At 57.0% G+C, this 23,792-nt stretch carries 22 protein-coding genes; 15 read left to right on the top strand and 7 right to left on the bottom strand.

Annotation, left to right across the window (positions count from 1 at the left end; all coding sequences use genetic code 11):
• Positions 1–110 precede the first annotated feature (110 nt).
• Genes LVD14_RS04510 through LVD14_RS04470 form a run of 9 tightly spaced genes read left to right on the top strand, consistent with a single transcriptional unit; the run spans position 111 to position 8,375 of the window.
• On the top strand, positions 111–635 hold the full coding sequence (locus LVD14_RS04510; RefSeq protein ID WP_237132838.1) for a Na+/H+ antiporter subunit E: 525 nt from the start codon (positions 111–113) through the stop codon (positions 633–635).
• A complete protein-coding gene (locus LVD14_RS04505) occupies positions 632–892 on the top strand; it encodes a monovalent cation/H+ antiporter complex subunit F (protein WP_237132837.1) in 261 nt (86 codons plus the stop codon). Before LVD14_RS04510 ends, LVD14_RS04505 begins: the two co-directional genes overlap by 4 nt.
• Positions 889–1,197 (top strand): cation:proton antiporter, encoded by a 309-nt coding sequence (locus tag LVD14_RS04500; protein WP_237132836.1) that lies wholly within the window; start codon positions 889–891, stop codon positions 1,195–1,197. Before LVD14_RS04505 ends, LVD14_RS04500 begins: the two co-directional genes overlap by 4 nt.
• A complete protein-coding gene (locus tag LVD14_RS04495) occupies positions 1,187–2,113 on the top strand; it encodes a hydrogenase subunit MbhD domain-containing protein (protein WP_237132835.1) in 927 nt (308 codons plus the stop codon). The genes LVD14_RS04500 and LVD14_RS04495 overlap by 11 nt, the downstream gene beginning before the upstream one ends.
• Positions 2,110–2,433, top strand: coding sequence for an NADH-quinone oxidoreductase subunit K (locus LVD14_RS04490; protein ID WP_237132834.1), 324 nt, complete (start codon positions 2,110–2,112; stop codon positions 2,431–2,433). Before LVD14_RS04495 ends, LVD14_RS04490 begins: the two co-directional genes overlap by 4 nt.
• Positions 2,426–3,859: a complex I subunit 5 family protein gene (locus LVD14_RS04485; RefSeq protein WP_237132833.1), complete on the top strand. Its 1,434-nt coding sequence runs from the start codon at positions 2,426–2,428 to the stop codon at positions 3,857–3,859. Before LVD14_RS04490 ends, LVD14_RS04485 begins: the two co-directional genes overlap by 8 nt.
• Positions 3,856–5,376, top strand: a complete 1,521-nt coding sequence (locus tag LVD14_RS04480) for a proton-conducting transporter membrane subunit (RefSeq protein ID WP_317622125.1) — start codon at positions 3,856–3,858, stop codon at positions 5,374–5,376. The genes LVD14_RS04485 and LVD14_RS04480 overlap by 4 nt, the downstream gene beginning before the upstream one ends.
• A 2-nt stretch (positions 5,377–5,378) precedes the next feature.
• On the top strand, positions 5,379–6,911 hold the full coding sequence (locus tag LVD14_RS04475; RefSeq protein ID WP_237132832.1) for a complex I subunit 5 family protein: 1,533 nt from the start codon (positions 5,379–5,381) through the stop codon (positions 6,909–6,911).
• A 36-nt stretch (positions 6,912–6,947) separates the two neighbouring features.
• A complete protein-coding gene (locus LVD14_RS04470; RefSeq protein WP_237132831.1) occupies positions 6,948–8,375 on the top strand; it encodes an MBL fold metallo-hydrolase RNA specificity domain-containing protein in 1,428 nt (475 codons plus the stop codon).
• 39 nt (positions 8,376–8,414) lie between these two features.
• Here LVD14_RS04470 and LVD14_RS04465 read toward each other — a convergent pair whose 3' ends face one another.
• Positions 8,415–8,918 carry a lipocalin-like domain-containing protein gene (locus LVD14_RS04465; protein WP_237132830.1) on the bottom strand — a complete coding sequence of 168 codons (504 nt, stop codon included), beginning with the start codon at positions 8,916–8,918 and terminating at the stop codon, positions 8,415–8,417.
• Positions 8,919–9,107: 189 nt separating this feature from the next.
• On the opposite strand from LVD14_RS04465, the gene tesB reads away from it, so the two are divergent.
• Complete coding sequence (gene tesB, locus LVD14_RS04460; RefSeq protein ID WP_237132829.1) at positions 9,108–9,977, top strand: acyl-CoA thioesterase II; 870 nt, start codon at positions 9,108–9,110, stop codon at positions 9,975–9,977.
• 7 nt (positions 9,978–9,984) lie between these two features.
• Here the strand turns inward: tesB and dinB are convergent, their stop codons facing one another.
• Positions 9,985–11,049, bottom strand: coding sequence for a DNA polymerase IV (gene dinB / locus LVD14_RS04455; RefSeq protein WP_317622697.1), 1,065 nt, complete (start codon positions 11,047–11,049; stop codon positions 9,985–9,987).
• 56 nt (positions 11,050–11,105) lie between these two features.
• Between dinB and pepQ the strand changes: the two genes are divergently transcribed.
• Complete coding sequence (gene pepQ, locus LVD14_RS04450) at positions 11,106–12,455, top strand: Xaa-Pro dipeptidase (RefSeq protein ID WP_237132827.1); 1,350 nt, start codon at positions 11,106–11,108, stop codon at positions 12,453–12,455.
• On the opposite strand, the gene waaA is transcribed toward pepQ, so the two are convergent.
• Entirely contained in the window at positions 12,452–13,744 is a 1,293-nt protein-coding gene (waaA, locus tag LVD14_RS04445; RefSeq protein WP_237132826.1) for a lipid IV(A) 3-deoxy-D-manno-octulosonic acid transferase, read from the bottom strand. The genes pepQ and waaA overlap by 4 nt on opposite strands.
• A 193-nt stretch (positions 13,745–13,937) precedes the next feature.
• Between waaA and corA the strand changes: the two genes are divergently transcribed.
• Genes corA through LVD14_RS04430 form a run of 3 tightly spaced genes read left to right on the top strand, consistent with a single transcriptional unit; the run spans position 13,938 to position 17,023 of the window.
• Positions 13,938–15,026 (top strand): magnesium/cobalt transporter CorA, encoded by a 1,089-nt coding sequence (gene corA, locus LVD14_RS04440; protein ID WP_237132825.1) that lies wholly within the window; start codon positions 13,938–13,940, stop codon positions 15,024–15,026.
• A gap of 3 nt (positions 15,027–15,029) precedes the next feature.
• The gene (locus LVD14_RS04435; RefSeq protein WP_237132824.1) at positions 15,030–16,235 is read left to right on the top strand and encodes an FAD-dependent oxidoreductase; all 1,206 of its coding nucleotides are present in this window, start codon (positions 15,030–15,032) and stop codon (positions 16,233–16,235) included.
• Positions 16,232–17,023: an aldo/keto reductase gene (locus LVD14_RS04430; protein WP_237132823.1), complete on the top strand. Its 792-nt coding sequence runs from the start codon at positions 16,232–16,234 to the stop codon at positions 17,021–17,023. The genes LVD14_RS04435 and LVD14_RS04430 overlap by 4 nt, the downstream gene beginning before the upstream one ends.
• 51 nt (positions 17,024–17,074) lie before the next feature.
• Here LVD14_RS04430 and LVD14_RS04425 read toward each other — a convergent pair whose 3' ends face one another.
• The 4 genes from LVD14_RS04425 to sppA all read right to left on the bottom strand — a co-directional run bounded on the left by LVD14_RS04425 (position 17,075) and on the right by sppA (position 22,839).
• A complete protein-coding gene (locus LVD14_RS04425; RefSeq protein WP_317622126.1) occupies positions 17,075–18,382 on the bottom strand; it encodes an ammonium transporter in 1,308 nt (435 codons plus the stop codon).
• Positions 18,383–18,399: 17 nt separating this feature from the next.
• Positions 18,400–18,738 (bottom strand): P-II family nitrogen regulator, encoded by a 339-nt coding sequence (locus tag LVD14_RS04420; protein ID WP_237132821.1) that lies wholly within the window; start codon positions 18,736–18,738, stop codon positions 18,400–18,402.
• Positions 18,739–19,002: 264 nt separating this feature from the next.
• The gene (locus LVD14_RS04415) at positions 19,003–20,901 is read right to left on the bottom strand and encodes a hypothetical protein (protein ID WP_237132820.1); all 1,899 of its coding nucleotides are present in this window, start codon (positions 20,899–20,901) and stop codon (positions 19,003–19,005) included.
• 69 nt (positions 20,902–20,970) lie between these two features.
• Positions 20,971–22,839, bottom strand: coding sequence for a signal peptide peptidase SppA (gene sppA, locus LVD14_RS04410; RefSeq protein ID WP_237132819.1), 1,869 nt, complete (start codon positions 22,837–22,839; stop codon positions 20,971–20,973).
• Between the two features lie 129 nt (positions 22,840–22,968).
• On the opposite strand from sppA, the gene wrbA reads away from it, so the two are divergent.
• On the top strand, positions 22,969–23,568 hold the full coding sequence (gene wrbA / locus LVD14_RS04405) for an NAD(P)H:quinone oxidoreductase (RefSeq protein WP_237132818.1): 600 nt from the start codon (positions 22,969–22,971) through the stop codon (positions 23,566–23,568).
• Positions 23,569–23,792: the final 224 nt, after the last annotated feature.

The raw sequence follows: 23,792 nt of genomic DNA, 5'->3' as shown, positions 1-23,792 counted from the left end.
CTCACAACCCCTGGCAAGTGATTGGGTCATTCTAGCTGATACTTCCTGACGACTGCACCCGATTGCGTTAGACTGGCATTCGGCTGTAGACGTTAATTTAGGGAGAAGCAATGGCGGCTACCCGCGGTAAGCGCTCTGAAAATTCGCAGCAGCAGGGACTCCGAATCGTCAGAGTGTTGCTCTGGGCACTTGTATACACCGTGATCTGGACACTGCTTAGCTCAGGCCAGGGCTGGTACATAGGCATTCCCGTCATCTGCCTGGCTACCGGTCTGAGTTACATTCTGCAGCCCCCATCTCTCGCATTTCGCCTTCAGCATCTACCCAGCTTCATTGCCTACTTTGTCAGCCGCCAGCTTCTGGGCGGGATGGATGTAGCAAAACGCAGTTTCCAGCGCGATGCAAGCAGTCATGCCGCCTGGGTCCACTATCCGTTTACCTGCCCGGCCCTGAACACCCGCATTGGGCTCTCGGCGCTGATTGGGCTGCTGCCAGGCACACTCGGCGCCCGAATCGAATCAGATCAATTACTCATACACGTACTTGATAAGCGACTCGACTGGAAAAGCGAAGTGGCCACTCTGGAACGCCATTTGAGCAAACTGCTTGGAACTCCCGAGGGGGGCTCGTCATGATCTTGATGACCACGCTGCTGTTGATTGCCGGAAGTGCCGGCCTGTGGCGCCTGGGCCAGGCAACCAGCACTGCTGAACGCCTGATGGGCCTGCAGATGCTGGGCAGCACCGGCATCGCCGTCCTGCTGCTGCTGGCGGAGTGGCAGCAATCAGACACCTGGCGCGATGTCGCCCTGGTGCTGGCGCTGCTGGCTGCTGTCATCACGGCGGCGCTGGTGCAGCTGCTTCGCAAGACCTCAGAGCCGGAGGTACCATGACGCCAGGCACACTGGTCGACATACTGTCCTGGACGCTGATGGCAGCAGGTATATGTTTTTATCTCACCGGGGCCCTCGGGCTGCTCCGTTTCTCTGACTTTTATTGCCGATTGCACGCCGTGACCAAGACCGACACGCTGGGCCTTGGTTTCCTGGCATTGGGCCTGGCTATTGCCTCCGGCTCCCTGCACACAGCGTGTTACATTTTTCTAATCTATCTGATTGCCATGGCATCAGCCGCCGTCAACGGCCAGTTACTCGCCCGCTACAAACTCGAACAGGAGCAGTCCAAAGATGACAGTTGAACTGCTGCCCGACCTGGTGCTGTGCGTTCTGCTGCTGGTTGTGGCATGGAGCGCCCTGTTCGCTTCCACACGTCGCGATGCCATGGCATTGTTTGTGGCTTTCGGCATGATCGTTGCCCTGGTCTGGGCGCGCCTGGGCGCACCAGACCTGGCTCTGGCTGAAGCGGCAATTGGCGCAGGATTGACCGGCGTGCTGCTGCTGCGTGCCGCGCGCAAGCTGCCCGTCTCGTCGGCACGTCGTTTCGACTATCGTCGTCACCTGGGTGCGCTGACATTCATTGTTGTTGCTGTCAGCGGTTTTGCTGTTTCAATAATTCTGCCCTCACCCGCAGACATCACTGCCAATAATATCGACTCTCCGGTCGCAGCCGCCATGTCTGATTCAGGCGTCAGTCATCAAGTCACCGCAGTGCTCCTGAACTTCCGCGCCTGGGACACATTTCTGGAACTTCTGGTTCTGTTATTTGCCATTACCGGCTTGAGACAACTCTTCCCGATCGAAAAGGAATCTCTTGAACCGGCACGTACCTGGCAATTACTGGTGTCCTGGACACGAACACTGGTGCCTTTGCTGTTGCTCGTGGGAGGTTATCTACTCTGGCGCGGCTCCAGCGGTCCGGGCGGTGCATTCCAGGCAGGTGCCCTGCTGGCAGCAGGCTGTGTGATGCTGAGGATCACCGGCATGCTGCCACCGCTGCACTGGTCTTCGTTCGCGGTTCGCGGCTCTGTCTGTGCCGGCACATTGCTATTCCTGTGTACTGCGGTGTTGACGCATTCGCTGGGTGCCGGCTGGCTGGACTATCCGGAGGCCCATGCCGGCACGCTGATTCTGATGATCGAGACGCTGGCAACCCTGTCAATTGCCATCATTCTCACCCTGCTGGTTGCCGGTGAACGCAAGGATCTCTGCTCATGAGCTCACTGGCAGCCAACAGCATCATTCTTTACCTGCTGGTTGCTGTAGCACTGGTGATGCTGGGTCTTTATGGTCTGCTGGTTTTGAAGGACCCTATTCGCCGTCTGATTGCAATCAATATCATGGGATCGGGCACGTTCCTGACCATGATCGCATTCGCGCGCCGACAGGATCCACCTGACCCCATTCTTCATGCACTGGTTGTGACAGGCCTGGTTGTTGCCATCAGCGCGACCGCCTTTGCATTGCGTCTGATTCTGGCTGCCCGCGAGTCCCGGGAGGCAGCCGCGAGCGGCAGCACGGAGGCAGAGGATGAATGACGCCCTGCTAAGTCTGGTTACCCCGCTGGTGGCAGCGCTCATTGTACTGACCGGCCCTGCGATGACACCTCGACGGGCCAGCGTGGTCGTGCTGCTGGGAAGCGCGCTCAGTTTCGCAGCAGCCCTGCTCGCCCTGCAGACAGTGACCGCCAGTGGAGCGACACAGACACTCAATCTTGGCGGTTGGGAAGATGGCCTCGCCATTCGACTGCGCCTGTCTCCACTCAGTGCCCTGCTGCTGGCTTTTACTGCCTTGATTCACTTGCTGGCAGGGCTGTATGCCCGATTCAGCCGCTTTGCCTCCGGCGACGACTTCTGGGTGCTGAGCGCATTTCTGCACACCGCGCTGGCGGCACTGTGGCTGTCAGCAGATCTGTTCAATCTGTATATCACACTGGAGTTGATTGGGCTGGCCGCTGTTGCCATGGTTGCGCTTAGCGGCCCGAAAGCCTATCAGGCTGCTGCTGACTATCTGTTGCTTTCACTGGCAGCTTCAATGATTTATTTGCTGGGTGTGGTTTTTCTGTACAGTGAGTACCACACGCTGGATGTCATGCAGCTAGCCTCCGTGAGCGCCGACAGTGCCAGGACACGTCTGGCGCTGGCCCTGATTACTGCTGGCCTGATGCTAAAGGGTGCACTATGGCCACTGCATCTCTGGTTGCCGGCAGCGCATGCCGGCGCACCCGCAGCGGTCAGTGCCCTGTTATCTGCCGTTGTGGTCAAAGGCCCGCTGTTCATTCTGTGGCTGGTTTGGACTGAAGTGGCACCCGCCGATCTTGCCCGTGAGGTCGGCCCCATGGTTGCAACGGCCGGTATGATCGCACTGGTCGCCGGTGGCTGGGCGGCGATGCGATCACCCTACATCAAGGTTCTGGTGGCCTATTCGACCGTGGCGCAGCTTGGTTACGCGCTGATGGCGCTGGGTTTGTTGATGTCATGGCAAATTCCCCAGATGCATATTGCCCTGTGGTTGTTTGTAATCGCTCATGGTCTTGCCAAGGCCTCCCTGTTCATGGCGGCCGGCGAGATGCAGGGCACGCTGGGCACGCGCCGCCTGACTGGTCTGCGTGGCGCCACGCAGACCGTGCCGATAGCCATGTTCGCCTTTGCGGTTGCCGGTGGCAGTCTGATCGGACTGCCTCCCAGTGGCGGCTTTCTGGCGAAGTGGGTACTGCTGGAACCCATTCTCAGCCAGCCACAGAACTGGCCGTGGGCCTTTGGCATCTTGCTGGGCACGCTGGTATCAGCGGCATATATTTTTCGCGTTGTGGTCCTGGCGTTTGATCGCGCAACTATCAACCCACCAGACACGCGCCCGCACTTGATGGGCCACTGGCTGGCCCTGCTGCCAGCACTTATTGTGTGGGGCATGGCACTTTTGGGTGAACAACTGATCGGACTGCTGGCCGGAGGTGGCGTATGATCCTGGTGCAAATGATGCGCTGGACCAGCCTGCTGCCGGTGCTGATCATACTGAGCTCTCTGATCCCGGCGCTATTGATATTCGCCACGCCAGAAAACGCCGCCAGACGGCGCACCATCCTCAACCTGGGCGGAATTGTCATCAAGCTCTGCCTGGTTCTATTGATGCTGCTCGGAGTCAGCCAGGGACTGCGCTTTCGATTCGAAGTGGACTTTCTGCCCGGCGCCAGCCTGGTTCTGCAGGGCGACGCACTATCTCTGCAGTTTGTAACGCTCTCGTCAATATTGTGGTTGGCTACAACTATCTATGCCATCGGCTACCTGCAGAAATCGCAACTCAAGTCGCGATTCTTTGGATACTTCAGTCTATGTGTCAGTGCTACTGTCGGTATCGCACTGTCAGGCAATCTGATTACGTTTTTGCTGTTCTTTGAACTGCTGACGCTGGCAACGTTTCCACTGGTTGTTCATCGCGGCACCGATGCGGCACTCAAGGCCGGGCGGCTTTATCTGGTCTATACCCTGTCTGGCGGTACCTTGCTGCTGATGGGCGTGGCACTGCTGCACTCAATCACAGGTACCAGTGACTTTATACCCGGCGGCTATGTTTCCGGCGCGGTAGAAGAAAACCGCTTTGCGTTGATGGCGGCATTCGCATTGATGATTGTGGGACTGGGAGTTAAAGCTGCACTGTTCCCCCTGCATGGCTGGCTGCCCAGAGCCATGGTAGCGCCGGCGCCAGTCAGCGCATTGCTGCACGCGGTAGCAGTTGTAAAGGCTGGCGCGTTTGGCATAATCCGCGTGGTCTACGATGTATTTGGTGTGGAAACGGGCATTGCACTCGGCCTGACTCCGGTGTTGATGCTGGCTGCCGCATTCACCATTCTTTACGGCTCCATTCAGGCTCTGCGACAGACTGACATCAAGCGCCGGCTGGCATTCTCTACAGTCAGCCAGGTGTCATACATTACGCTTGGTGTTGCGATGGCAGGGCCGACAGCGGCTATCGGCGCAGTAGTTCATCTGGTGCATCAGGGCCTGATGAAGATCACGCTGTTTTTCTGTGCCGGCAACATGGCGGAGACTCTTGGCATTCACAGAATTCAGGAGATGGATGGTCTGGGTAAACGCATGCCTCTGACCATGAGCGCCTTTACAGTCGGTGCGCTTGGCATGATTGGTGTGCCACCGATTGCCGGCTTCTTCAGCAAATGGTATCTCGGGCTGGGGGCACTCGAGTCAGGCAATGATGCGATGCTGGCGGTTTTGATTGGCTCATCAATTCTGAACGCCATGTATTTCATGCCGCTGATATATCGCGGCTGGTTTGCTCAGCCGCCAACAGCGGGGTGGCCTGAGGACAACTTCAAGAAATCACGCTTTGAGACTCACTGGATGATGCTGCTGCCACCACTGTTCACGGCGCTGCTGTCCCTGCTTGCCGGCATTTTTGCGGGCAGCCTGGCCAGCCCGCTGGGCTGGACGGAATTCATCATCAGCCAGGAGTTTGCCCTGTGAACATGACGATGCCACTCGACAGTTTCTGGCCAGACGCCCTGATTGGCATTCAGGGACCGCTTGATGCTGCGTGGCTGTTGTTTACAGCGGCACTGTGGCTGCTGTCATCTGTTTATGCGGCGGGATCAATACGGGGCCCCGTATTCTGGACCCTCTGGCTTGTATCAATGGCAGGCAACCTGCTGCTGATCGTCTCGCAGGATGCCCTGAGCTTTTACATCGGTTTTTCCATGATGAGCCTGGCGGCTTATGGTCTGGTCGTTCACGACAGAACTCCCGTCGCTCGCCGGGCGGGTCGCATCTATCTGCAGCTTGCTGTCCTTGGCGAAATGGCGCTGTTATCCGGTCTGATCATGATAAGTTATCAGCTTGGCGGTGCCGTGCAGTTTGCCGCCTGGCAGGGCAGCGATATCAATCCCTTGCCTGCAGCGCTCGTGCTGGCCGGTCTGGGCCTCAAGGCGGGCTTCTGGCCTCTGCACGTCTGGTTGCCATTAGCACATCCGGCGGCGCCGGCGCCCGCCAGCGCGGTCCTGTCCGGCGTCATGATCAAGGCCGGCATTCTTGGTCTGTGGAAAATTCTGCCTGCTGCTTCGCTGATGCAGGAATGGGCCATACCAGTCATGTCTGTGGCTGTATTCAGTGCGTTTTATGGCGCACTGATGGGTCTGACGCGAAGCAATGTCAAACAGTTACTGGCGTTTTCATCAATCAGCCAGATCGGTTTTTTGCTGTTTCTGGTGGGCCTGAGCTGGCACCTGCCCGGGCAGCGCTCAGAGATTGCCGTCATCCTGATGCTATACGGCGTGCATCATGGCCTGGCCAAAGGCACACTGTTTCTGGCAGCCGACCTTTTCAAACACCGCATCCCGACAGCGTGGTTACAGGCTCTGCTGGCCGTGCTTCTACTGACAACTGCTCTGTCAATCGCTGGCCTTCCGCTGACCTCCGGCGCAGCGGTGAAAAGTGAGCTTAAATCCGCGCTGGCAACTGACGAGCTGGCGATCTGGCGCAATCTTATTATTGCTGGTTCAATCACCAGTGCCTTGATCATGATCAAGGCACTGGTGCTGTTCCGGCGCTTATCATCACACAGTAATGCAGAGCCCGACACTGCGCCGCCAGGTATCCGCAAACTGTCCGCGTGGATTGTACTGGCCAGCTGCCCGGCTGTGCTGCCATGGCTGTGGCCCAGCATGCGTGAGTCGATTCTCTACAGCCTGAGCGCGAGCAATCTGTGGGCGCTCTGCTGGCCGCTGGGTATCGCCATGGTGATGTATGCGCTGGGGAGTCGCTTGCCGTTTGAGGCAGACAGGATGGGCCGGTGGCTGCCGAATCTGATGGTTCCAATGTCACTGCGACTCAAAAGAACACTGGGCAGGTTGACGCAGGAGACTCCCGATTGGCAATTCGACACACGCTCACTGCGAAACATGGAGCGACGCTGGAACCGTCTGTGGCATGGCAGTACGGTGAATCTGAGCAGTACTCTGCTGGTGATCATAACGGTGCTGACCATTGTGTTGTTATCGACGTAAGCAAATGATGCACCTATTAAAGGATCTGAAAGTCTTATGGCCAAGTTGACATTTTATGGTGCCGCCCAGGAAGTGACTGGGTCCTGCCACATGCTGGAATCACCAGCTGTTGGCAAAATCCTGCTTGACTGTGGCATGCATCAGGGCGGCGATGCGGTTGACCGCGTTCATGAGGAAAGTTTCCCCTTTAATCCAGCCGAGATTGACGCAGTGATTCTGTCGCATGGTCACCTGGACCATTCCGGTCTGCTGCCGACACTGGTAAATCAGGGCTTCGACGGCCCAATCTACTGCACTCAGGCTACCCGTCAGCTCCTTCGCGTGCTGCTGGAGGACGCGCGCGGCCTTTATGAGCGAGACCTGGAACGGGATAACCTGCGTCGGCAGCGTGCTGGTCGCCCATTAATTGAGCCTCGATACACAGCACATGATGTGGAAAAGGTGCTTCGCCTCTGCGATGGCAAGCAATACCGAAAACCATTCGGTATTGCAGCGGATGTTGAGCTGACCTTTCTGGATGCCGGTCATATTCTTGGTTCAGCGATTGTGCACCTGAAGATCATTGAGCACGGCAAACCGAGAATTCTTGTATTCTCAGGCGATCTCGGCAACCGCCATTCCGCCCTGATGAATGATCCAGAATATGTTAACGAGGCCGACCTGGTGTTGATGGAAGGCACCTATGGCAACCGCAATCACCGCGACCACGATGCGACACTCGAGCAGTTCAGACAGGTTCTTCACGAGACCTGGGAGGCAGGCGGCAATGTCATGATTCCCTCCTTCGCGATTGGTCGCTCACAGGAGCTGATCTATTACCTGGGTTGCCTGCATCACAGTGGTGAACTGGATAACTGGCAGGTATTTCTGGACAGCCCGATGGCCATTGAGGTAACCGAAATCTATGACCGCTGGCTACATCTGTTGGACGACGAAGACATTCGCTGCCTTAGCGACGCCAACCGTGAGTCACTGGCGCAGTTTCTGCCGACTCTCAAACTGTGCCGTTCGGCCGAAGATTCGATGCAGATCAATGCCATCAAGCAGGGCGCCCTGATCATCGCAGGTAGCGGAATGTGTACCGGGGGGCGAATTCGCCATCATTTCAAACACCGGATCTGGAAACGCGAAAACACAGTAATCTTTATCGGATTTCAGGCACGCGGCACGCTGGGCAGGATGCTGGTCGATGGCGTCGAAACGTTCAAGATGTTTGGTGACGATTTCAAGGTCGGCGCGCGTATCGAGACCATCGGCGGTCTGTCAGCGCATGCCGGACAGGATGAACTGATCGACTGGATTGATCGCTTCCGCAAAGAGTCACCCGGCACTGAAACCCAGCGCCCACGTGTCATGCTGGTCCATGGCGAAACAGAGGCGCTGCAGGCACTCTCCGACCGGCTGCAGCAGGACAAGGGCATTCGAGCCGAAATACCTGCTTACCGGGACAGCATCGAATTTTAATCAGAATGCCGCCATCACAGGAGGCTTTCTGTAGCGTCTTCAGTCTTCGATACGTCGCCAGGTCAGGGTACCGGTGGTACGACCGTTCTCATCACGAATTGAGAGTTTCAACAAGCCTTCCGGGGTGAACTCGTAGTAGCGCACATTGTCTTCACCCACCCAGCTGCCGCGCGTAGGCGAACCTTCAACGTGGTGTGTGACTTTGTTCTGGGAGATATCCCAGGTGACAGGCCCCCAGTATGCAAACCCTCCGCGCACCAGCTCTGTGGTCTGCGCAGCACGTTCAGGTAGATCCTTGGGCATTCCCTGAGCGGACATCTGGTCGTTTTCATCGTACATGATGCGGCCAACATAGTTATTGTCGACTTCACCACCAGTGGCCGGGAAGCTGACAAAACTGACCAGTTCGTAGTGGCCAATAAACTGTTGTTTGACTGCCATCAGCGCGTCATCCTGGGCTGCATCTGCCGATCCATTGGACCAAACTGCCGCTAACAGAACTGCGGCCGATACCAGCGCAGCCCCCATCAATGTCCGTCGCATCTGCTCTCTCCTTTAATCTTGATTATTGTTGTTTTGCTTAGTTCCTGAATCATACGCCTGGCATGTCGCCTGGTAAAGAAAGCTGCGCTCTCTGCCCGGTCGACTGGCAAGATGCATCGGTAGACTTGCGTGCAAACTGGTAAACTACCGGTAATATCGCATTGATAATCGCCAAGCAGGAACGCAACAATGAGCAGCGACAACGAACAACTGACACAACTTATGAATCATCTGGCTCTGGAAAAGCTGGATGAGAATCTGTATCGAACCTCCTCTAACAATGAGGGATGGTTCCGTGTGTATGGCGGCCAGGTACTGGCTCAGGCGCTGCTGAGTGCCACTCACACCGTTCCCGAGGATCGTCACGTACACTCACTTCATGCCTACTTCCTGCGCCCTGGGGACCTTAAGCACCCGGTCATTTACCAGGTAGATCGCATTCGGGATGGTCGCAGCTTCACGACCCGGCGCATCGTTGCCATCCAGCACGGCAAAGCCATTCTTAACATGTCCGCATCATTTCAGGTGCGCGAAGAAGGCCTGTCGCACCAGGTCGATATGCCTGATGTGCCGCCACCTGAGGAATGTGCCGATCGCAAACAGATGGCTGAACAGTTTCGCGGTAAAATATCGGATGAGCTGCTTGACCGCTTCTCCAGGCAGTTTGCAGTGGACCTGCGCCATGTCGATATCAACAGCCTGTTCGACAACACGCCAAAAGCGCCGCAGACCAGCGTATGGTTCCGCATCAATACCGATTTGCCTGAAGACTACCCCTACCATGAACACCTGTTGGCATACGCGTCCGATATGACGCTGCTGCAGACCAGTCTGCGCCCGCATGGACAGAGCCTGTTCGACCCCAAGCTGCAGATCGCCAGCCTTGACCACACCATGTGGTTCCATCGCCCTTTCCGCATGGATCAGTGGCTGCTCTACAGCCAGGACAGCCCGTCTTCGTCGCAGGCGCGCGGGTTTAACCGCGGCAATATCTTTACCAGAGACGGCGTGCTGGTGGCATCAGTGTGTCAGGAAGGTCTGATTCGCCTGCGCGACTGAGACCCTGTCAGTCGTCCAGCGCCAGCTGCAATTGATCGACTTCCGTCTCCGGGTCGCGCGGTTTCAGTCGCACCCCAAGTCCAATCAATCGCACCGGGCGTTGGTGACGCTGCCAGGCCTGGGCCATCAATCCCGGGAACCAGTCACGATGCATATCATCAGCCAGGTGCTCAGCGGTGGTTGAGACAAAATTGTTGAATTTAAGCTTCACGAAGCAACCCGATACCCGGTAACGTGAATGGATTGACTGCCATCGTCGCTGCATTTGCTGATAAAGTTCATCAATATGCTGCAAACAGGCGTCAAGGTCAGGCAAATCAGCCGCAAATGTGTTTTCCACACTAAGTGACTTGCGTTGCCGCTCAACCTTGACCGGCCGATCGTCTATGCCCCGGCAAAGTTGATGTAATCGCGCTCCAAAGCTGCCAAACTGAGCCAGCAAGGCCTGCTCACTGTAAGCACGCAGATCCTCACAGGTAGAGATCCCCAATGAGTGCAGGCGCCCTGCTGTCACCTTGCCAACACCGAAGAGTTTTTTTACCGGCAACTGGCGGACAAAGTCATCGACTTCCTGTGGACGGATGACATATTGACCATCCGGCTTGTTCCAGTCGCTGGCAATCTTGGCCAGAAACTTATTCGGAGCGATACCGGCAGAAATCGTAATACCCAGCGTTTCCCGGACCCGCTGACGTATCTCCGATGCAATCAGCGTGGCACTGCCACGGCAGGCCTGAGCCTCGGATACATCGAGATAGGCTTCATCCAGCGATAATGGTTCAATAAGATCCGTGTAGTCGCTGAAAATGGCCTGAACCTGGCGAGATACCTGCCGATATATATCCATACGTGGCGGAACTACGCGCAACTGCGAACAACGCCTGAGTGCGGTTGCCATAGGCATGGCAGAATGAATGCCATATTTGCGCGCCTCGTAGTTACAGGTTGCCACGACGCCGCGGCGCTCACTTGAACCACCGACGGCCAGAGGCTTGCCGCGCAGTTCGGGGTTATCCCGCATCTCGATGGCCGCGTAAAAGCAATCGCAATCACAATGGATAATCTTTCGAATACTGAATGCGTTCATGGTCTGTCACTTGACACTTATTAGGCGTATTATCACACAGCATGAAGACCGAAGAATTATTTGCCGAACACCTGAAGTGCCTGGTAGCGGAATACTCTGAGGCGCTTCAGGCAGCAAAACTGGCTGAACACAGCGTGCTGGTCCATAGCGGTATGTCGCATGACCACTACGCAGACGACCATGCCATGCCGTTTCGCGCGTGGGGCCACTACCTGCGCTGGTTACCCGTCGACCGTCCCGATCAGTTGGTACTGATTCGCCCAGGCAAAACGCCCGTGTTCTTTGCCGTCATTCCCCAGGATTTCTGGCATGACCAGCATGTGGATATGCCTTTGTGGTGGGCAAAAGAATTCGAGATCGTGATTCTCAGTGATTTATCACAACTCGCCAGAGAGCTACGCCCGAGGCTTGATACACATGAAAAACTTGTGTTTCTGGGTGAAGGCATAGCACTGGCCGAATCACTGGATATCGCACCGCAAGCCATCAATCCGCCGCGGCTGCTGAGCCAGCTCGACTTTCGACGGGCGTTCAAAACTGCTTACGAGGTGCACCGAGTCGCAAACGCCAATGCGCTGGCTCTTACCGGTCACCAGGCAGCCCATGACGCCTTTCTGGACGGTAGCGATGAGTACGATATTCACATGGCCTATCTGCGTGCCTGCCGCGCGCTTGATCAGGACCTTCCCTATCCAAGCATTGTTGCGGTTAATGAACACGCCGCGACGCTGCACTATCAGCACAAGCAACGCCGTTCCTCAGCCGATCAGAGCCACAACCGGGTATTGCTGATTGATGCCGGCTGTCGCAGTGCGGGATATTGCTCGGACATTACCCGCACCTGGGTTCGCCCTGATTGTCACCCCGAGTTCAAAGCCCTGCTGGCCGGCGTGCAATCACTGCAACGCGAGGTGATCGAAGCCATCAAACCTGGCATGAATTACATCGATCTGCACGTCCATTCGCACCGCCTGCTGGCTCGGCTGCTCGTCGATACCGGCGTTTGTATCGGCACGGCTGAAGAGGTTTTTGAGACTGGCCTGACGACCACATTCCTGCCTCATGGCCTTGGCCATCTGCTGGGCCTGCAGGTCCATGATGTCGGCGGGCGCATGACCGCGCCGGATGGCACCATCGCCACTCCACCACCTCAGTTTCCGGCCCTGCGGACAACGCGTACTATCCAGAACAACATGGTCTTCACTATCGAACCAGGTGTTTACTTCATCCCCATGCTGCTGGACAAAGCACGCGCTGGCGATCACGTGGGTCTTGTGCAATGGAAACTGGTAGACGAATTGCTGCCATATGGCGGCATACGGATTGAGGACAATATCTGGATAAATAATGGTCAGCCACACAATCTGACCATGCGGCCGCTGCCCGATTAAACGCTCGGCAGATGCTCAAGCACCAGATCATAGACGCGATCCAGCGCCCCTTGGTTGGCTGCAATCGCCTGCTGGCCGGCCAGTCCCATCTGCTCCCGTGCAGAGCGATCCTGAAGCAGTCTAATCACCTGCTCTGCCAGAGCCGTTTCATCGTGCACTGTGAGCAGGGCACCCCGCTCCTGCAACTGCTCGCAAATGGCCTGAAAGTTATACTGGGAGGGGCCGGTGATTACAGCAAGCCCCAGCGCAGCGGGCTCCAGCACATTCTGACAGCCAGTATTCACCAGGCTGCCGCCGACAAAAGCCAGTTGCGCCAGACTCATGTAGACGGGCAGCTCACCCATGCTGTCACCCAGAAAAACGGCTGTCTCTGCACTGACGCTTGTGTCTTCGCTGCGGCGAACAACCTCGTAACCGGCGCTCTCGAAGATCCTGGCAGCCGAATTGAATCTCTCCGGGTGGCGCGGCACCAGAACCAGCAGCGCATCCGGGATTGATCTTCTTATCAGCTCAAAGGCCCGCAGCACTTTTTCATCTTCGCCTTCACGGGTACTGGCAGCGATCCAGATCGGGCGGTCGGAGTGTGCGAGGCGCAGTCGCATCTGATCAACACGCGCCTGCAGATCGGCTGGCAGCCCGATATCAAACTTCATACTGCCGGTAACGCGCAGCGCCGTATCTGGCACACCCAGCTTTCGGAAGCGTTCGGCATCGTCTGCAGTCTGCGCAGCAATGAGATCGATCTGCTGCAGCATGGGTTTACCCAGCGCGGAGAACTTCTCGTAGCCGCGAAATGACTTTTCTGACAGGCGGGCATTGGCCACCATGATGGCCGCGCCGCTGCGCTTGCTGTAGTGGACCAGATTGGGCCACAATTCCGTTTCAACCAGAATCACCATGGCTGGCTTAAAAGCACGCAAAAAGCGTGTGACCGCGCCACGGTAGTCATAGGGCGCGTAGACATGACAAATGTCGTCGCCGAACAACTCGCGTACGCGCTCCGAACCGGTTGGCGTCATCGTGGTTACCACGATACCCCAGTGCGGATTCAGACGCCTGAGCCGCTTGACCAGTGGTGAAATTGCAACCGATTCGCCCACGGACGCTGCATGTACCCATATCCACCGCCGTTCCTGTCGGCCGGCGCGCGCCTTGTCAACAAACCCCAGTCGTTCGCCCCAGCGCCGGGCATACTCGGGCGCAGGCAAAAACAGGGCGCGCCAAAGCAGCCGCAACACGATCAGTGGCAGCACCATATAAAATGCCAGGTTATAAACAGTCCTGTTCACTCAGACTCCCTTTCCTGTCCTGCAATACGCCAGGTATCACGCCCGATTCGGGACTGGCCGGGGCTGCGAGGACACACGCGTCAATGCGACGTTTATGACAAGTCAGCGCCCGGGCGTGGTACCATAGCGCCGTTCTGGCGGGAATGATTACAGGATTCCGGCACCCGTGCAAATCAAATAAAGTTGAGCGCACATGGCAAAACCGCATCGTGTACACCACTCGGCAAAGCTGATCAAAAAACGCGGCAAAAAAGTGGGCGCCGCGCCCGGGACCCTTATCCACGTCGGTGAAACAAAAAACACCGATATCAATATCCGGCTCATTGCTTATAACGAATCCAGCCTGAAAGAATTCCAGCTTTCGGACCCGGCACAGTGCCATCCACCAGAAGCCTCGGACATCACCAGCTGGTTCAATATTGACGGACTGAACAATCCGGACATCATTCGCGAAATTGGCGACCGCTTCGAGCTGCACCCATTGATTCAGGAAGACATCCTGAACACCGATCACCGACCCAAAATCGAAGTCCACGACAAACACCTGTATATCGTCATCAAGATGCTGCAGTTCAATGACCAGGCGCACGACATTGAATTCGAACAAATAAGCCTGGTGGTTGGCGACGACTACGTACTGTCGTTTCAGGAAAAACCGGGCGATGTCTTTGACGGCGTTCGCGAACGGCTGCGCAGTGGCCGCCGCATCCGGCGACTGGGTCCAGACTACCTGGCCTATGCCCTGATAGATGCGCTGGTCGACAATTATTTTTTGATTCTGGAAAAACTCGGCGATGCGATTGAGGACCTGGAGTTTGAACTGCTGGATAAGCCCAGTAAGGATACGGTCAACCGCATACATCATTTCAAACGCGAGATGTTACTGCTGCGCAAGGCCATCTGGCCGCTCAGGGAAGTACTCAGCAGCCTGAGCCGTGACGAGAGTGTCATTCTCAGCGACGAGATTCGCATGTTTTTGCGCGATGTTTATGATCACACCATACACATCATTGATAACATCGAAACTCTCCGCGACCTGTTGGCGGGTCTGCTGGACCTGTATGTATCCAGCGTCAGCCAGCGCATGAATGAAGTCATGAAAGTGCTGACCATGTTCGCCAGCATTTTCATGCCGCTGACTTTCATTGCTGGCATCTACGGCATGAACTTCGAAAATATGCCGGAACTGCAGTGGCAATGGGGTTACCCTGCCGCACTGTTTTTTATGGCCCTGTGTAGTGGCGGCCTGCTGCTATATTTTAAATGGCGACGATGGTGGTAATTCATGAGTGAACAGCAAGTACAGGTTGCCATTGTTGGCGGCGGCATTGCCGGCCTGTGGGTTTTGAATCGCCTGCAGAAGGCTGGGTACGACTGTGTGCTTGTAGAACAGGGAAAGATCGGGCAGGGTCAGACGCTTGCCTCGCAAGGTATCATCCATGGCGGCCTGAAGTATGCACTTAATGGTGTACTCAGCCCTGCCAGCAGCGCAATTGCCGACATGCCGGACCGTTGGCGATCCTGCCTGGACGGCACGGGCGAACTGGATCTTCGTAATGTGCGCGTCCTGTCACCCAATTACTATATGTGGTCAGACGGTTCGGTGCGCTCGCGCTTCAAGACATTCCTGGGCAGCAAGGCATTACGCGGCCGTATCGATGCCTTAAAACCTGATGACTATCCTGCGTTTTTCCAACAGGCAGCATCAGGCGGGACACGCGGCACTTTGTATCAGCTGACTGACTTTGTTGTCGACACCCCCAGCCTGCTTGAATCGCTTGCCAGTGCTCACAGTGACCGTATCCGCCAATGCCAGCGCATTGAGCTGGGCGATAAGCTGCTCCGCCTGACTGAGGGCGATGAGCAGACAGTTCTGCGCTGCCGGATGACAATCCTGTGCGCAGGTGCTGGTAACGAGGCACTGCTGGCGTCCTGGTCGGCAGCCCCCCAGGTCAACAAACCCGCCATGCAGCGACGCCCTCTGCACATGGTCGCTGTCAGACTCGACCATCCCCTTCCCGCCTATGTGCACTGCGTCGGTGACAGCTTTGGCATGACACCGCGACTGACTGTCACCTGTCACCCTGTTAAAACACCAGAAACCAATGAGTGGGTCTGGTACCTGGGTGGTGAACTGGCAGAGTCGGGCGTAGGGTTACCGGATACTCAACAGCATCAGCGCGCCGAACAGGAGCTGAACCGGCTGTTCCCCTGGGTAAATACATCAGGGGCAAACTGGCAGAGCATACATGTCGACCGCGCAGAACCGGCAATTGCCGACCTGCGCCGCCCCGATACCGCACATGTATCGCGCTGCGATTCACTGCTGGTGTGCTGGCCGACCAAATTGACGCTGTGTCCTGACCTTGGAGATACGGTGTTGAAGCAGGTCGCCGAAACGCTTACTCCAGCCGGGCAGGATGCCGCTCCCCTGTTGCAGTCTCTGCCAGCAGCATCGCTCGCCACTGCCCCCTGGGAGGCGCTGCGATGAATGAAGTTCTGATGATTCCAAAACGAACGCTGGGCAGCACTGGCATCGATGTCTCCTGCCTGGGCCTGGGAACTGTCAAGCTTGGAAGAAATCAGGGCGTCAAGTATCCCTCAAGCTTTGAGCTTCCGGATGACAGACACATTCTGAATCTGCTGGCGACAGCAACTGAGCTTGGCATCAACCTGATCGATACCGCACCCGCCTATGGCATCAGCGAGCAACGTCTTGGTGAGTTGCTATGGGATAGGCAGCGATGGGTCATCTGCACAAAAACTGGCGAAGAGTTCGTCGATGGCCAGTCGCGATTCGACTTCAGCGCCACGCATACGCGCGCCAGTATACACCGCAGCCTGAAACGGCTGAACACAGACTATCTGGACCTTGTGCTGGTCCATTCTGATGGGCGCGACCGTGAGATTATCGAACACAGCGACTGCTTCGAAACCCTGGCCAGGTTAAAAGAGGCAGGCAACATTCGCGCATTTGGCCTGTCTGGCAAAACCGTCGAGGGTGGGCTGCTCGCCCTGCAGCACAGCGATGTCGTGATGGTGACCTTCAATCCAGACCAACAGGAAGAACGACAGGTCATTCAGCAGGCCTGCAAGCTTAACAAGGGTGTGCTGATTAAAAAGGCATTTGCCAGCGGTCATGCTGTCGTGGATAGCAGCGCCGACCCGGTGCGCAGCAATCTGCAATTCTCGCTACAGGAGCCCGGCGTCAGCGCGGTTGTGGTGGGCACGATCAACCCCCATCACTTGCGCGACAACGTCCGGGCCTGTCTAGACTAAAAGCCAGTCAGCGCACGAGGGCCATTTGACCCCTCGTGCGCCAGGCAATGCTTACATGGAATAGCCTTTCTCGTCGTGATCGGTGATATCCAGACCGGTCAATTCCTGCTCTGGTGTCACGCGGTTACCGGAGGTCAGCGCGCCAACGACTTTCATCAGCACGATGGTCACAACCGCCGTGTATATACCGGTCGCCAGCACACCAATGACCTGCACGCCGAATTGTGAACCCATGGTCATGCCCTCGGCATAACCATTGCCACTGAACACACCCAGTTCCTGCGAGGCAAACACAGCTGCCAACAGCGTACCAAGGATACCGCCAACACCGTGCACCGGGAAAACGTCCAGAGAGTCATCGATTTTCACACGATGCTTGAGGAAGTTGGTGGCCGCAAAACACAGCGCACCGCCCATGATACCAATCACCATGCCGCCAGCCGGTCCAACCGAACCCGCTGCCGGTGTAATTGTCGCCAGACCGGCAACCATGCCGGTGACTGCACCCAGGCCGCTCGGCTTGCCGTGACGCACCCATTCAATGCCCATCCAGGTCAGCGCGCCAGCCGAGGCTGACATATGGGTCGCCAGCAATGCCATACTGGCACCACCAGAGGCACCCAGTGCGCTACCGGCGTTAAAGCCATACCAGCCGACCCACAGCATGCCAGCACCGGTAAAGGTCATGGTCAGGTTGTGCGGCATCAGCGGTGCGGTAAGAAACCCACGGCGCTTGCCCAGCATGATGGCCATGATAACGGCCGCCACGCCTGCCGTGACGTGAACCACTGTGCCACCAGCGAAATCGATCAGACCCATCTGATACAGCCAGCCATTGCTGTTCCATACCCAGTGGCAGACCGGGAAGTAAACCAGGGTTGCCCACAGCACAACAAAAATCACCAGTGATGAAAACTTCATGCGCTCGGCAAATGCACCAACGATCAACGCCGGTGTGATGATGGCGAAGGTCATCTGGAATGCGACAAACAATGGCTCCGGGATGTCGCCCCAGACAGAATCAACGGTGATGCCGTTCAGGAAGACCTTGCTCAGCCCTCCCCAGAACCCGGTGTCGCCCGGACCGAAGGCAATGCTGTAACCAAACATCAGCCACAGTATTGAAATGATTGCAGCAATCGAAAAACACTGCATCAGCACTGACAGGACGTTCTTGCTGCGCACAAGCCCGGCATAGAAAAGCGACAGACCCGGCACTGTCATGAACAGTACCAGTGCGGTCGCAGTCAGTATCCAGGCAGTGTTGGCGCCGTTGATGGCTTCCTGCGCCAGCGCGGTGGCTGGCAGGCCCAGTGCAGCAGCTGCCACACCCAGTTTGCTTATTGTTCTATTGATCATTTGCATCTGTCTCCCCGTCACACTGCTGAATCGCCAGTTTCGCCAGTGCGGATCCGCACCACCTGTTCAAGCGCCTGCACAAATATCTTGCCGTCGCCTATCTTTCCTGTGGCTGCCGCCTGACAGATTGCTTCGACAGCACGCTCTACCACGTCGTCAGAGACGGCGACCTCTATTTTGGTTTTCGGCAAAAAATCAACGACATATTCGGCTCCCCGATACAGCTCAGTGTGCCCCTTCTGACGCCCGAAACCTTTTACCTCGGTGACGGTCATGCCGCTGACGCCCAGCTCACTCAGGGCCTCGCGCACATCGTCCGCCTTGAACGGCTTGATGATTGCTACGATCATCTTCATAGCTTTTCTCCCGGATTGTTTTTGATCTTGGTTTTTGCACTCTTATGGTGCCAATATTCCCGATGCGCACCTGATGGGTGCAGTGATGCGCTGAAAACCGGGTTTCAGTGGCTGTTTTTGGTGCAGTTTATTTCTGAGCAAGAATCAGGCCGCTTATGGAACGCCCTGCAAAAATGCATGCGCACCAACGATGCGCGAGTGGTGCGCCGCACAAGTGCACAAAGGGAGATGGCAACACAGGAATTCAAAAAAGCCTGAAAGGGATCAGAGACCGTCCCGCAAGACCCTGAATCGCTGCTGCTGATAACCGTCCACTGCAGCAACCATCTGACGGGACGCCATGGCGTAATGATCGGTCAGCTCTGCCTTCAGCTGTTCCTTCTGAGACTCCAGTGATATCAGGATCTGCTGGCGCAGCTCGTCTCGGTTCCTGGCTTCATCAATGCTGTTCAGGGCTAGATCGGTCAGCAACCAGGCGCCAGCCGCCAGTGCCGGCGTGCAAATTACGACCATCGGGCCGCACAGCGCACCGCTGGAACCCGTGGCCGCGCTGCTGGCCGCGCGTGCCGAAGCCGCCGACACAACCCGCCTGGAAGCTGCGCCGCTAATGACTCTGACACCAGCCCGACTGGCCAGCCGGACGGTAGCAAGACCTGCCAGCGCCCCAGCCCCGACGGCCGATTTATCCGCAAACGCCTGCAGCGAAAAGGACGTGGTTGGCGTACTGAGACAGTCCGCCTGCGCCGCAAGCTGGCTCAGCAAGGCAGTCTGACTGGCCAGGAGCTGCCCGGCCTGCTGGTCATAGGTCTCATGAACCCGCACCAGTGCCAGCTGCGTCGACTGATCCAGTGGATGCCCAAAGGCCTCGAAGATACGTGCATCCAGCAGCTCTTCGAGACTGGCGTACTCGAGGCCTGGCAGACCAAGTGTGGTGGCCCCAAGATAAGCCAGTTGTGTGTATTGACCACCAAGACTGTAATTCCAGTCCAGGAATTTCTCGATACCCGGCTGTGCGGCGGCGAATGCCGCATCAACTTCCGCCGCGATGCGTTGCTGCATCACAGCATCCAGATTCTGATGATGGTTGTCCAGCGCCTGGGACGAGGCCTGGATCAGCTCCTGCTGTTGCTGGGGCGCCTGCCAGCGGCAGGGATCAATCAGCGTTGTCAGTCGCATAGGAGCGGCGCTTTCCTGTATCCCCTGCTGACTCAGCCAGCCGCCAAACACCAGGACAGCTGCCATAACCGCAAAAGATCGCAATGTCGGCGGCAGGCCGGCAGAATCGCTCGCTCCAGTCTCCCTGACCTGGATCGCCAGTGGCCTCGCCAGCATGGTCAGCCCGCTGCATGCGGTCCAGATCAAGCCTGCTTTCGTGGCATTCAGCAGCAGGAACGCCAGCCATGCCAAAAGCTTCAGCCAGCCGTCTGCTGCCACAGCGCCACTAAGCTGCTGCATCAGATGCCAGCCGAGTTGGTCCACCACGGCACTTGCTCCGAGCAGCCATCCCGCCGCAGGGAATGCGGCCTGTGACTGAGCATTGGCAAATGCCTGCTGTGCCAGCACAACGATGTCCGCCGAGCGCGTATCAGGCACCTCCACCAAAAACAGATTCACGATCACCAGCATGATGGTCAACAGAGCGACCAACAGCAGATTACTGACACGAATGGCATAGGGGAATTGATAGACGCTGTTGAACTGGGGACCTAGCAGCCGTCGAGCCAGCTGAAACACCAGCACAGCCAACGGAATGCCAACGGTCATGACCATCCAGTCCAGAGGCTTCAAGGCTGCAACGGCGACCAGCATCAGCACCGCCAACGCCAGCGAGCTGATTGCCAGCGTGAATTTGAGCAGAGCACTGTTCCAGAGCAGTTTTCTGATCATGCTCTGCTGTACAGTTATATGTGCCAGCAGCGCCCGGCGACGCACAAAACGCAATGGCAGGTAATAGGCATAGATCAGCGCTGCCAGTCCCAGCACCATCGAGATTGCCGCGGGCTGCGATACGGTTTGTAACGGCAGGAAGTACAACAGCGCCAGCAACAGGCTTTGTCCGGCGAGCACCGTCAGCCAGAATGCTGACCACGGCGAGCGCGGACCGGGCGGTGACCCGGCCTGAGCTGGCTCATGGCGGTGGCTGTCAGTCTGGCTGGTGCTCATGGTGCTGACCAATAAACTAGAGTCTGTATCTGCTTAGACGCAGACCGGCGCACCAGGGTTTGGATTCGACTACTTTATCGCGAGACAGTCGTCACACAACATCAGGGTACGCAGTTGATCCGGCCGGTGGTTGGCAGGCAAAACCAGATTTAGCAGGGACTGCAAGCGCAGGCGCTGTTCGGCTGACAGCGCCGGCAAAACAGCCGCCAGGCCGCTGAACGACGCAGGCATATTCTGAGCTGCCATCATACTCGACAGGATCTGCGCACCACCCATACTGTCGGCCAGCTGTAACAGCAACTGCTCCCCAAAGGTCAGTGGGCGGCTCAGATAAACGCGCTCATAGTCCTCAAGTTCTGCCAGCTCGGCGGCAGCTGCAATCGCCTGATCCAGATCACCCAGCTGGTCCACCAGACCAATCTCCAGCGCCTGCTCACCGCTCCATACGCGCCCGCCAGCGATATTCTCAACATCCTCACGGGGCAGGTCCCGACCCTCTGCGACCAGATTGATGAAGCGCGCATAGGTATCGTCGATGCTCGACTGGAACACCCGCCGCATGGGTTCGTTCAGGCCGCTCAAGGGGTCGCCGGCACGCGTCAACTCGGTTGTGCCAACTCCATCAACCCCCACACCCAGCTCGCTCAGTGCCCGTTCAAAAGTGGGGATCATGCCAATCACACCAATTGAGCCAGTCACTGTGGATGGTGAGGCCCAGATCTGGTCGGCGCTGGCCGATATCCAGTAGCCGCCCGAGGCCGCCTGGCCACCCATCGATACAACAAGAGGCTTGCCGGAGAGTTGCAGCTGATCCAGCGCCCCGCGAATCTGTTCAGATGCGAGCGCCGACCCACCGGGAGAGTCAACACGCAGGACAACCGCCCGGATGGAGGCATCCTGCTGCGCCTGCTGAATCAGCGCTGTCAGGCTGTCCGCTCCAATCATGCCCAGCGGCTGCTCACCCGGCATGATGGTACCTTCCGCAACAATCACACCGACCTGATCGGTACCCGGTACCTGTGGCGTAAATGTCGCGTTCAAATAGTCCAGGTAGTGTATCTGCGAGAAACTGCCATTGCTGACGCCCACCTCGGCCGCGACCTGGCGCCGGAAACTGTTGGCATCCGCGATATTGTCCACCAGACCCTGTTCAAAGGCGACGCGCGCCATATTGCCATTCGCCGCCTCCAGCAATGCCGGGTAATTGTCGGCATAGCTTTGCAACTGGGCCGTACTCATTTCACGGTTGCCCGCCACCCGCGTCAGATAGCGCGACCAGAGTGCATTCAACAGATTCTGATTGTCGGCACGCGCCTCTTCAGACATGTCCATGCGAGAGAATGGTTCGGCAGCAGATTTGAATTCGCCAACGCGGAACACGTGAACCTGAACATTCAGGCGCTCCAGCAGATCGCGGAAGTAAAGCTGGTTACCGCCAAAGCCGGTCACCATCAGATTACCCATAGGGTGCAGCGTGATGTTATCCGCGTAGGAGGCCAGCGCGTATTGAGCCTGGGTAAAGTATTCGCCAAATGCATAGATGGGTTTGCCGGTATCCGCAAATCGCTGCAGGGCATCACCCAGGGTTTCCAGCTGGGCCGGACTGACGCCCAGCAGTTCACTGACATCTATCACCAGCGCGCCAATACGCCCGTCATTTTCTGCAACTGCCAGCGACTCCAGCAGTTCCGGCATCAGACTGTTTTGCGGCAGCCCGGTTCCAAACATCAGGTCGCTGGCTGCCGCCGGTGAACGTTGTTCACTGATGACACCGGTAGGTGCCCAGACCAGGGCACTGGTGGACGGGACGGTAACGGTCGCCGGACTGGAGAAAATGAGCAACAGAACGAAAGCCAGAACCAGAAGGAAAATGATTCTGCCAGTAATGGTCATCAGGCCGTCGATCAGGCGTCCCAGCCCCGAAAAAAATCGCCGCATCAGTGATCTCCTAACAATTCATTAAAAAATTCGATCTATCGCGCAGAAAAACTGCACCATTCATCGGAATCTTCCCAGCTATGCTGATTATTGACGTCGCAGTCGCAATTCACACAAGAGGACAGATTCATGACACGCGTTTTAGTGCTTTACCATTCCATGTACGGTCACATCGAGACGATGGCTAACGCTGTAGCGCAGGGCGCAGGCAGCGTTGAAGGGATTGAGGTTACCATCAAACGGGTCCCGGAAACCATGCCGACAGAGGCGTTCAAGGCGGCTGGCGGCAAGACGGATCAGGCTGCTGACATCGCCAGCCCGACCGAACTGGCTGACTATGATGCCATCATCTTTGGCGTACCAACCCGCTTCGGCAATATGTCCGGGCAAATGCGCAATTTCCTGGACCAGACCGGTGGTCTGTGGGCCAAAGGCGCACTGGCTGGCAAAGTTGGCAGTGTATTTACATCGACAGCGACAGGTGGCGGTCAGGAAATGACTATCACATCCACGTGGACAACCCTGGCTCACCACGGCATGACGATTGTACCGCTGGGCTATACCACTGGTGAAATGTTCGATATCTCCAAAGTCAGCGGCGGCACGCCCTACGGTGCCTCTACTCTGGCCGGCGGCGACGGCGCGCGCCAGCCAGATGATCGTGAACTGGCCATCGCGCGTCACCAGGGCAAACGCGTCGCAGAAATTGCCGCTAAATTGACTGCCTGAGGACTTCACTCAGCGCCCGCTGAGTGGACATAGCAGCAACAGAGAGAAGCCGCTCCGGCTTCTCTCTCCATCAAACCCTGACTCTTCCTGTTCTCTAACACTGCCGGTAGCCGTATCATCGGCCCCATTCCCACCTCACCACTCCCGCGAATAACAGACACAGAAGCAGCTATGAAGGGCAAAAACGCGCTAAGCTGAGCGACTAGCAAAGCCTTTCAAAAGCA

The sequence above is a fragment of the Pseudohongiella sp. O18 genome (assembly GCF_021729085.1).
Lineage (GTDB): Bacteria > Pseudomonadota > Gammaproteobacteria > Pseudomonadales > Pseudohongiellaceae > Pseudohongiella.
Note: the sequence above shows the minus strand (reverse complement) of the source record. Positions and strands in the feature narration are given on the sequence as shown.